This is a genomic window from Metabacillus idriensis (assembly GCF_009674765.1).
GTDB classification, from domain to species: Bacteria; Bacillota; Bacilli; order Bacillales; family Bacillaceae; genus Bacillus_P; species Bacillus_P idriensis.
Genome location: NZ_WKKF01000025.1, coordinates 1 through 10,467 on the forward strand (window position 1 = coordinate 1; position 10,467 = coordinate 10,467).

The window sequence follows — 10,467 nt, forward strand, 5'->3', positions numbered from 1 at the left end:
GGGGTCCTACCAACAAAACGCGGAAAACATACGCTAAGCAAATTTCGACATGGAGAAAGCCGATTTTTCCTACGTTAAGGAATCATCGGCTTTTAGTATTATTGAATAAGAGGGCGTAGTGAATGTAGACTTGCTACTCTTGCATCAAAGTTGTATTCACCAAGAAAATTAATGTGTTCCCATCCTAACGGAGAAATATGTTTAAGTAAATCTTCTCTCAAATTTCCCTTTTCCTTTAATAATTTTGTTGCTTCTGTAAGATAAACAGTGTTCCATACGCTAATAGCGTTTATTAGAATATTTAAAGCACTTGCACGTTGTAGTTGGTCTTGTATTCCTCGTTCTCGTAACTCACCTCGTTTTCCAAAGAATAAGGCTCTTGCTAACCCATTCATGGCTTCTCCCTTATTTAGTCCTCGTTGAATTCGACGGCGTAGTGTTTCGTTAGATATGTAATCCAAAATAAAAATGGTCTTTTCGATTCTCCCCATTTCTCGCAAAGCAAATGCAAGTTTATTTTGTCTCGCATATGACCCTAGTTTCCCCATAATAAGTGAACCAGACACTTTTCCTTCTCGAATAGAATGAGCTACACGTAATACGTCATCAAAATTATCTTGAATAATTTTCGTATTAATACGACCACGGAGTATATTTTCTAGTTTTGGGAATTCATTTGGCATTTGGATGGTGAATAGCTTAGAGTCAGCTAAATCACGTAGCCTTGGTGCAAAACGAAATCCTAATAAATGACTCAATCCAAATACTGAGTCGGCGTAGCCAGCTGTATCTGTAAAATGCTCTTCAATATTTAAATCTGTCTCATGATGAAGTAATCCATCGATAACGTGTACAGCATCACGAGCATTGGTATTAATGACTTTCGTATAAAAACTTGAAAATTGATCACTGGTAAATCGATAAATGGTTGCCCCTTTTCCAGACCCATAGTGTGGATTGGCATCGGCATGTAACGATGAAACACCAACCTGTACGCGCATTCCATCAGAGGAAGAGGTACTTCCATCTCCCCAATAGGAAGCTAGTTTAAGCTTATGTTGAAAATTTACTAATGTCGCTTGTGCACGACTTATAGCATCATCGAATAAACGCCATTGCGCTGCATTAGCCATTTGATGATAGGTAACTCCTGGTGTCGCTTCTGCCATTTTAGTAAGTCCTATGTTAGTGCCCATCGCCATGAGAGCAGCCATGAGAACTCCTTTTTCCTCTCCCTTTGGCGGGCGATTGGTTGAGGCATGTATCAACATTTCGTCAAATCCTGTCCAGTGTGCTACCTCCATTAAAAGATCAGTGAGCTTTATTCTCGGCAACATATTATATAAAGACAGGCTAAAAGCTCTCGCTTCTTCGGGTGTATTTTTCTCCAAACGGTCCACTCGGATCTTAGCTTTTTCGATATTTACTCCTTCTAGAGAATCAAGATTATTTGAAACCCATGTAAGGCGTTGCGCTAGTGACTTTCTTCTTTCCTCAAGATATTCATCTGCCGATGAACGAACAGCTAGTTTAGTTTCCGTAAGACGAGAAGTTGTCCAATCTTCTTTAGAAACAAGATACTCTTCAAAATCTTTATGAAGTCTACTACCGACTACGGATATGTCGCCTGAACGAATATGATTTTTCAACTCTGTTAGTGCAGCCATCTCATAATAGTGTCGGTTAATTATTCCATCATCACCATAAACATGCTTCCTCCAACGTTTAGGAATAAAATCTACCGGGGCATCATTTGGAATTTTTCTTTTACCAGATTCATTCATTTCATTTAGCGTCTTTAAGGCTTGCAATAATGGCTCTGTACCTTGTGTAGAACGAAATTCAAAAGATTTAAGAAAAGTAGGAGTATATTTTCTTAGATAAGAAAACCGATTTTCTAACAAATCTAGATAATCGTAATCCATCGGTCGGGCTAATTTTTGGGCTTCTTCGACGGAAGAAACAATTTTATCCCACGGCATAATCATTTCAATAGCATTAAATGGATCAAGTCCTTCATTTCGTGCTTGGATAAGTGCTGCACCGATATCTGCAAAATGTACGACTTTTTCATTCACTGCTTTTCCGTTTTCTTTTTGCATTTCTTCTTGTGTTTTACGTCCTTTTGATTGCAAGATCATCATTTGTCGATCATGAATTTCAATTGCTTGGTCAATTAAATCCTGACTATGAGTCACAAGATATGCCACGAGAATTGCATATTTCTTTTTTTCTTTAAACCTTCGAAATGAGTGTGGTTCGTACCTTGCTCCAATACGAGATAATTGAAGTAAACGATTGGGATGGATTTGTTCTGAATTTATTTCTAATTTTAAATCTCGAATATAGTCTAAGCGCTTTATTACTTTTAAAAAGGCTTCAGGTGAAGATTGGCCGGGAAGTTCTCTAAGCCATGCTAAGGGGGTTTTTCTATTATCTACAAAGGGATCTATAAGTTTATCTAACTTTTGTTTTTGCCATTTAGAAAGAGTACAAGTTAATGATTTAAAAATCCTTTCCTCTGCTCGTTGACGAGTTTCCCAAACAAGCCTTTCTATAGTAGTCATTCCAGGGAGAATAATTTTCTGATTCCGTAGCTCTTCTTGTGCTGTACGAAGAAGATACATTGAATTTCCATTTTGAAGGGCATGATTCAACAGAAACTGAGCTACCTTGCGATAGTTCCCTAGGGAAAAATTTTGATAACCATAAACTTGACGGATTTCTTCCATATGCTCATGCTTAGTTGGCTCTCGTTGGGCATATAAAGAAAATGAATTAGGATTAACATTTATTTGTCTAGCTATGTATTCGATTATGTAATCTGGAATAGGCCCAACATCTGAAAGGGACCATCCAGGATAGCGTAAAACACATAATTGAACAGCAAAGCCTAAACGATTATGATCTCTTCTGTGTCGTTTAATAATTTCAAGGTCATATTGGGAAAAAGTATAATAGGTTTCTAGTTCACTTTCGCTCATATCAGCTGGAATTCGTACAAATTCCGTTCTTTGATCTTCTGTTAGTAATTCTTTCCCTCTCATGCTATAACTCCTTGCTAGGTATCTTTTTCTTTTCTAGATAACGATATAATGTTGTCGCTCCAATCCCTGTTGCCGTCTTAATTTGAGATAACGAGTAATCTTTGCTTTCATACATTTTTATAGCAAGTTCTATTTTCTTTAAATCAACCTTCGGTCTACCTCCGTTTCTTCCCCTAGCTCTAGCAGCCGTCAATCCATCTTTCGTTCGTTCACTAATAATATCTCGTTCTAATTCTGCTATGCTGGCTAACATTCTGAAAAAGAAGCGTCCCATAGCAGTTGTAGTGTCAATCTTGTCTTGTATGGAGACAAAATGAATTCCGTTTGATTCAAAATGTTCCATAAGTTCAATTAAATGTTTGGTACTCCGACTGATTCGATCTAATTTATAGACAATCACCGTGTCGCCTTTACGCAAAATTTTAAGAAGCTCATCTAACTGTGGTCGGTTTTTTTTCTTACCTGATTCTTTTTCTTCAAAAGTCTGGTCCACTCCGTAGTGAGTCAATGCATCAAGTTGTAACGATAATGATTGATCTTGTGTACTGACACGTGCATACCCAAATTTCAACAAGAATCCCCCCTTTTTAATACCTTAACTATACCAAAAAAGGGTAATAGATAGATATATTGGTAGTTAGTTTTTGGTTATATTTTTGGTTATGAATTTAAGTGGTTTTCGAGGTTTTTAGAGAAGTTCTCTATTTTAACCAAAAACGGTCGTTTTCGGTATTGGAATCATTTAATTGAAGGGAGTAAAATATATTGACCCTGTACTATGGTACAGGGTTTATATTATATGTGAGGTGAAGTAAATTGCATTTTCGAGTCGGAGAAATCGCAGAGAAGTGTAACGTTAACAAAGAGACCATTCGATATTATGAGCGTTTAGGCTTAATTCCAGAGCCTGATCGTACCGAAAAAGGATACCGAATGTATTCACAACAAACGGTCGATCGGTTGAATTTCATAAAACGGATGCAGGAATTAGGATTTAGCTTAAATGAAATTGACAAATTGCTAGGGGTCGTCGATCGCGATGAAGCAAAGTGCCGTGATATGTATGATTTCACCGTTCTTAAGATAGAAGACATCCAGCATAAAATTCAAGATCTCAAAAGAATTGAACAAATGCTGATGGATCTTAAAGAAAGATGTCCCGAAAACAAAGATATTTACGAGTGTCCTATTATTGAAACATTGATGAAAAAATAAAGAGGTGAAACAGGATGATAAACACAATAAAAAGTTCAGGTTGGTTTCTTGTCGCACTAATTACATGCCCATGCCATCTGTTTTTACTGCTTCCGTTGATTGCAGGAACAGCACTGGGATCATATTTCGTGGAATATAAAAATGTTATCTTCATCATAATGGGTATATTGTTTGTTTTCTCCCTATTCAATGGCTGGAGAAAATTGAACCCAGAAATCAAAAATGAAACAACGAAAGAAACAACAACGCATGATTGTTGCAGTATGGAGAGGTTTAAATCATGAAGGAAAAAGTGTCACAGTTAGCCACAATATTTTCAGCTTTTGGTATGGCTGCATGCTGCTTGGGTCCACTGATTTTTATCCCTCTTGGTTTAACTGGATTTGCAGGAGCAATCGCCTTCTACTCATTGAAGTATCGGTTATTGTTCAGCATCGTTACCATCATCCTTCTTGCATACTCCTTTTACATGGTTTACGGGAGAAAAGGCAAAAGGAAGAGTTCTATCATCGGCTTATGGATCACGACGTTTTTCGTTTTCTGCATGTTTCTTTTTTTATTTCTAGTTGAAGGTGGACTATAAAAAATGAGGTGCTTTATATGAGCGTACAAATAATTAGGATTATGATGCTATTATCCCTTCTGTTAGTGGTTAGTGCGTGTAGCAACGAAAAAGAAGCACAAAATAATATAGATGCTAAGAAGGAAGTAAAAGCTACCATTGAAACAACTAAAACAGGGACATTCACGGTTTTGGGGATGGATTGTTGTCCACCGTCTGTTGTAGAAAGCGTCCTGGAACAGGTAGATGGCGTTAGCAAAACAGCCATTAAAGTCAGTGGAAGCAAGGGCGAAGTAACGGTTTCCTTTGATGATAAGAAAACGGATTTACAGGAAATTAAGACGGCAGTTTCGGATTTCGGGCTTGGAGTCGAATAAAAGGAGGGAGTTAACATGAAAAAATATCGAGTGAACGTTCAAGGAATGACTTGTACGGGTTGTGAAGAGCATGTAGCTGTTGCTCTTGAAAACATGGGTGCAAGAGGGATTGAAGTAGATTTTCGCGGTGGCGAAGCTGTATTTGAGCTACCAAATGGCTTAGAGGTTGAAACAGCGAAAAAAGCGATTGCTGAAGCGAAATATCAACCAGGCGAAGCAGAAGAAGTACAATCGCAAGAAATGATGCAGTTAGGTGATGAAGGTGATTATGACTACATCATCATCGGTTCTGGTGGGGCTGCCTTTTCATCTGCCATCGAAGCCGTGAAATACGGAGCAAAAGTGGCAATCATTGAACGTGGTACGGTTGGTGGAACATGCGTGAACATCGGCTGTGTTCCTTCAAAGACTTTGCTTCGGGCTGGCGAAATCAATCATCTGGCAAAAAATAATCCATTCATCGGATTGCACACGTCAGCTGGCGACGTTGATTTGGCACCATTGATCAAGCAGAAAAATGAACTGGTGACGGATCTTCGAAACTCAAAATATGTAGATTTGATTGATGACTACGGCTTTGAATTAATCAAAGGCGAAGCGAAATTCGTAGATGAAAAAACCGTTGAAGTCAATGGCATGCAGTTGTCAGCCAAACGATTCTTAATCGCGACAGGTGCTTCACCAGCAGTGCCAAACATTCCTGGACTGGATGAAGTCGATTATTTAACAAGCACAACGCTGCTTGAATTAAAGAAGGTGCCTAAGCGTCTTACGGTCATCGGTTCTGGCTATATCGGGATGGAATTGGGACAACTCTTCCATAATCTAGGCTCAGAAGTCACATTGATGCAAAGAAGCCCGCGTTTGTTAAAGGAATACGATCCTGAGGTTTCAGAAGCAATCACGCATGCCTTGACAGAACAAGGGGTCAACTTAGTGACGGGAGCATCTTTTGAACGAATCGAACAAGATGGAGACATTAAAAAGGTCCATGTTGAGGTAAATGGCAAGAAGCGAATCATTGAGGCAGATCAATTACTAGTTGCCACAGGAAGAACACCAAACACGGCAACCTTGAATTTACAGGATGCAGGCGTTGAAGTAGGCCCCCGTGGTGAAATCGTAATCGATGAGTATTCAAAAACAACGAATTCACGCATCTATGCAGCAGGAGATGTCACGCTTGGTCCTCAATTTGTATATGTAGCAGCTTATCAAGGTGGAGTTGCGGCAGGAAATGCTATCGGTGGACTGAACAAAAAGCTGAATTTAGAAGTGGTTCCGGGGGTTACATTTACAGCTCCAGCAATTGCAACGGTTGGTTTAACGGAGCAACAGGCAAAAGAGAAAGGATATGAAGTGAAAACATCCGTCTTGCCGTTAGATGCCGTTCCAAGAGCACTGGTTAATCGGGAAACAACAGGCGTGTTTAAACTGGTTGCGGACGCGAAAACGTTGAAAATATTAGGGGCTCATGTGGTGGCAGAAAACGCAGGAGACGTGATTTATGCAGCGACATTAGCAGTGAAATTTGATCTAACTGTAGAGGATCTTCGCGAAACCCTTGCACCATATTTGACAATGGCAGAAGGATTGAAGCTGGCTGCCCTAACGTTTGATAAAGATGTATCCAAACTATCTTGTTGTGCAGGTTAATCATCTTTTTATAATATCAAGCCGATATTCCTTAAATTAAGGAATATCGGCTTTTTTCATCCAGAAGTTGTCTTAACGTATATTATCCGCGTTGTGTCGGCAGGGCCCCTATTAGAACACGAGAATTCTAAGAAGTGAATATTTTCATTGGTTCATTCAAATGTTCACTTGAATAACTATTTAAAAAAGGGGTATACTATATTCAAGCAAATACTTGAATGATAATGGAGTGAGAAAATGAATAAGAAAGATACTTGTGAGATTTATTGTTATGACGAAGAAAAGGTAACTCGAATACAAGGCGAATTACAAACAGTTGATATTTCTAGTGCTGCCCAATTATTGAAAGCTGTTGCTGATGAAAACAGGGCAAAGATTACCTTTTCTTTGTGTAAGGATGAAGAGCTATGTGTTTGTGATATAGCAAATATTATAGGAGTTACAGTTGCAAATGCTTCCCATCACCTAAGAACACTTCATAAGCAAGGGGTTGTGAAGTTTAGAAAAGAAGGGAAACTGGCGTTTTATTCGTTAGATGATGAACATATTAAGCAATTAATGACTATTGCATTAGCACATAAGAGCGAGGTGAAAGTCAATGTCTGATCAGCAAGCGAAGCTGTCTGAACAGGAAATGAAAACCTACCGTGTTCAAGGATTTACTTGTACAAATTGTGCAAAGATCTTTGAAAATAACGTAAAAGAATTAAAAGGTGTTAAAGATGCAAAAGTAAACTTAGGTGCATCAAAAATTATGGTTCAAGGTACTACAACGATTGAAGAATTAGAAAAAGCAGGTGCTTTTGAAAATCTAAAGGTTCGGGATGAAAAGGAACAAAAGGTAGAGCGTGAACCTTTTTGGAAGCAAAAAGAAAACATCAAGGTGTATATTTCAGCGATATTACTTGTTATTAGTTGGTTTTTAGGGGAGCAATATGGAGAAGAGCATATACTTCCAACGATTGGTTATGCAGCATCCATTTTAATTGGTGGGTATTCGCTATTTATTAAGGGTCTTAAAAATTTAAGTAGATTAAATTTCGATATGAATACGCTAATGACCGTTGCCATTTTAGGAGCTGCGGTGATTGGTGAATGGGGAGAAGGAGCAACAGTTGTTATCCTATTTGCTCTTAGTGAAGCATTAGAGCGTTATTCAATGGATAAAGCTCGTCAATCTATAGAATCGTTGATGGATATTGCTCCAAAAGAAGCTTTAATTCGTCGTGGAAATGAAGAAATGATGGTTAACGTTGAAGATATTCAAGTCGGCGATATTATGATTGTAAAACCTGGACAGAAATTAGCGATGGATGGAACAGTTATCAAGGGTATATCTACGTTAAATCAGGCTGCGATTACAGGGGAAAGTGTTCCCGTAACCAAGACAATTGATGATGAAGTCTTTGCTGGAACTTTGAACGAAGAGGGATTACTAGAAGTTAAAGTAACAAAAAGGGTGGAAGATACCACTATATCCAAAATCATTCATTTAGTGGAAGAAGCTCAAGCAGAACGAGCCCCTTCTCAAGCGTTTGTGGACCGTTTTGCGAAATACTATACACCAGCTATTATCGTCTTGGCTCTTTTAATTGCTGTAGTTCCTCCATTACTATTTGGCAGTGATTGGAGCGAGTGGATCTATCAAGGTTTAGCTGTGTTAGTGGTTGGTTGCCCTTGTGCTCTGGTTGTTTCGACACCTGTTGCCGTAGTAACTGCAATAGGAAATGCTGCAAGGAACGGTGTGTTAATTAAAGGTGGAATCCATTTAGAAGAAGCAGGAGCTTTAAAAGTGATTGCCTTTGATAAAACTGGAACCTTAACAAAAGGTGTTCCTGCCGTTACAGATGTAGTGACATATGCTGGCAATGAACAAGAATTAATGATAATAACAGCAGCCATTGAAAAAGGGTCACAACATCCATTAGCTTCAGCAATCGTTAGAAAAGCAGAAGAAGACGGATTAAACATTCAAAATATTGTAGTGGAAGATTTTCAGTCCATTACGGGTAAAGGCGTAAAAGCCAATATAAACAATGAAATGTATTATGTTGGAAGTCCGAATTTATTTGTAGAAATCCTAACAAATGGCATAGAAACATCAATCAAAGAAGAAATCACTCGTATGCAAACACAAGGAAAAACGGTGATGGTAATAGGAACAGAAAAACAAATCCTTTCGTTAATTGCCGTAGCAGATGAAATGAGAGAATCATCAAAAGAAGTCATTAGTAAACTGAACCAAATTAGGATCGGAACGGTCATGCTTACGGGGGATAACCAACGAACAGCAGAAGCAATTGGTAAAGAAGTTGGGGTTTCTAACATCAAAGCCGAATTGCTTCCAGAAGATAAATTGAATTTTATTAAAGAACTTCGAGAAAAACATCACAGTGTCGCGATGGTTGGCGATGGTGTGAATGATGCACCTGCTCTTGCAGCTTCCACTGTTGGTGTGGCAATGGGTGGTGCTGGAACCGATACAGCACTTGAAACAGCCGATATTGCTTTAATGTCGGATGATCTAAGCAAATTGCCGTATACCATTAAGTTAAGCCGGAAGGCTTTGGCGATTATTAAGCAAAATATTACCTTCTCTTTAGCAATTAAATTAGTGGCATTACTGTTAGTCATGCCTGGTTGGTTAACGCTATGGATTGCGATATTTGCTGATATGGGGGCAACATTAATAGTTACTCTAAATAGTTTACGACTATTGAAGGTTAAAGAATAAAATTTTCTTGAAAGTCAATGGGATAACTAAGTGTTGTCCCTTTTTTATTAAAATAAACAGAATGACTATTCTGAAAATTAAAGTTTTTAGGGGGGAGAAAATGTCTCAAAAACCTAATGAATATATACCTGCACTAAAATATCATTGGATGACTCGATTTTATGATCCGTTAATTCAATGGGGAATGCAAGAAAAAAAGTTTAAAATGCATTTAGTTAAGCAAGCAACCATCCAACCAAAGGAAACGATAATGGATTTAGCTTGCGGAACAGGTACACTGGCACTTTTAATACAGCAATCACAACCTGGTGTGCAAGTAATTGGGGTTGATGCTGATCCTGAAATATTATCAATTGCTAAGGAGAAAATTAAAGAAACTCAAGTTAATAATATCACCTTTGAGGAAGGGTTTTCTGATAAACTTCCCTTTTCCAATAATCTATTTCATCATATATTTACAAGTTTATTTATTCATCATTTAACTCTAGAGATGAAAAAGAAAACATTTGAAGAAGTTCATCGGACACTCAGATCTGGTGGCCAATTTCATATTATTGATTTTGAGAAGCCGCAAAATTGGTTGATGCGTGTCGCATTTTTCCCTATACAATTTTTAGATGGGTTTGAAACAACTTCAAATCATGTTAAAGGGATTATTCCTAAGCTATTAAAAGAAACTGGATTTGTCTCAATTGAAGAAACTGGGCAATTTTCAACTATCACAGGCACACTAAGGGCGTATAAAGCTTTCAAACCATAACACGACCAGAATAGTGACTAAAAAGCCGATGATTCCTTAGCGTAGGAGAAATCGGCTTTCTTCATGTCGAAATTTGCTTAGCGTATGTTTTCCGCGTTTTGTTGGTAGGACCCCAT

10 protein-coding genes are annotated in these 10,467 nt (G+C 38.2%); 8 read left to right on the top strand and 2 right to left on the bottom strand.

Annotated elements, in window-relative coordinates:
• Positions 1-98 precede the first annotated feature (98 nt).
• Positions 99-3,047 (bottom strand): Tn3 family transposase, encoded by a 2,949-nt coding sequence (locus GJU41_RS24270; protein WP_154319797.1) that lies wholly within the window; start codon positions 3,045-3,047, stop codon positions 99-101.
• Position 3,048: 1 nt separating this feature from the next.
• On the bottom strand, positions 3,049-3,618 hold the full coding sequence (locus tag GJU41_RS24275; RefSeq protein WP_138116154.1) for a recombinase family protein: 570 nt from the start codon (positions 3,616-3,618) through the stop codon (positions 3,049-3,051).
• A 245-nt stretch (positions 3,619-3,863) separates the two neighbouring features.
• Here GJU41_RS24275 and merR1 point away from each other — a divergent pair, with 245 nt between their 5' ends.
• From merR1 to GJU41_RS24315, 8 genes are all read left to right on the top strand, one after another.
• Entirely contained in the window at positions 3,864-4,262 is a 399-nt protein-coding gene (gene merR1, locus GJU41_RS24280; RefSeq protein WP_047914436.1) for a mercury resistance transcriptional regulator MerR1, read from the top strand.
• 14 nt (positions 4,263-4,276) lie between these two features.
• Positions 4,277-4,546 carry a hypothetical protein gene (locus GJU41_RS24285; RefSeq protein WP_138116156.1) on the top strand — a complete coding sequence of 90 codons (270 nt, stop codon included), beginning with the start codon at positions 4,277-4,279 and terminating at the stop codon, positions 4,544-4,546.
• Entirely contained in the window at positions 4,543-4,845 is a 303-nt protein-coding gene (gene merT / locus GJU41_RS24290; protein ID WP_031536987.1) for a mercuric transport protein MerT, read from the top strand. The genes GJU41_RS24285 and merT overlap by 4 nt, the downstream gene beginning before the upstream one ends.
• Positions 4,846-4,862: 17 nt before the next feature.
• Positions 4,863-5,201 carry a mercury resistance system substrate-binding protein MerP gene (gene merP, locus GJU41_RS24295; RefSeq protein ID WP_138116158.1) on the top strand — a complete coding sequence of 113 codons (339 nt, stop codon included), beginning with the start codon at positions 4,863-4,865 and terminating at the stop codon, positions 5,199-5,201.
• A gap of 15 nt (positions 5,202-5,216) precedes the next feature.
• Entirely contained in the window at positions 5,217-6,857 is a 1,641-nt protein-coding gene (gene merA / locus GJU41_RS24300; protein ID WP_154319798.1) for a mercury(II) reductase, read from the top strand.
• Positions 6,858-7,094: 237 nt separating this feature from the next.
• Positions 7,095-7,463: an ArsR/SmtB family transcription factor gene (locus GJU41_RS24305; protein ID WP_138116162.1), complete on the top strand. Its 369-nt coding sequence runs from the start codon at positions 7,095-7,097 to the stop codon at positions 7,461-7,463.
• Positions 7,456-9,591 (top strand): heavy metal translocating P-type ATPase, encoded by a 2,136-nt coding sequence (locus GJU41_RS24310; protein WP_138116164.1) that lies wholly within the window; start codon positions 7,456-7,458, stop codon positions 9,589-9,591. The genes GJU41_RS24305 and GJU41_RS24310 overlap by 8 nt, the downstream gene beginning before the upstream one ends.
• A gap of 100 nt (positions 9,592-9,691) precedes the next feature.
• Positions 9,692-10,351: a class I SAM-dependent methyltransferase gene (locus GJU41_RS24315; protein WP_138116166.1), complete on the top strand. Its 660-nt coding sequence runs from the start codon at positions 9,692-9,694 to the stop codon at positions 10,349-10,351.
• The last annotated feature ends 116 nt before the right edge of the window (positions 10,352-10,467 follow it).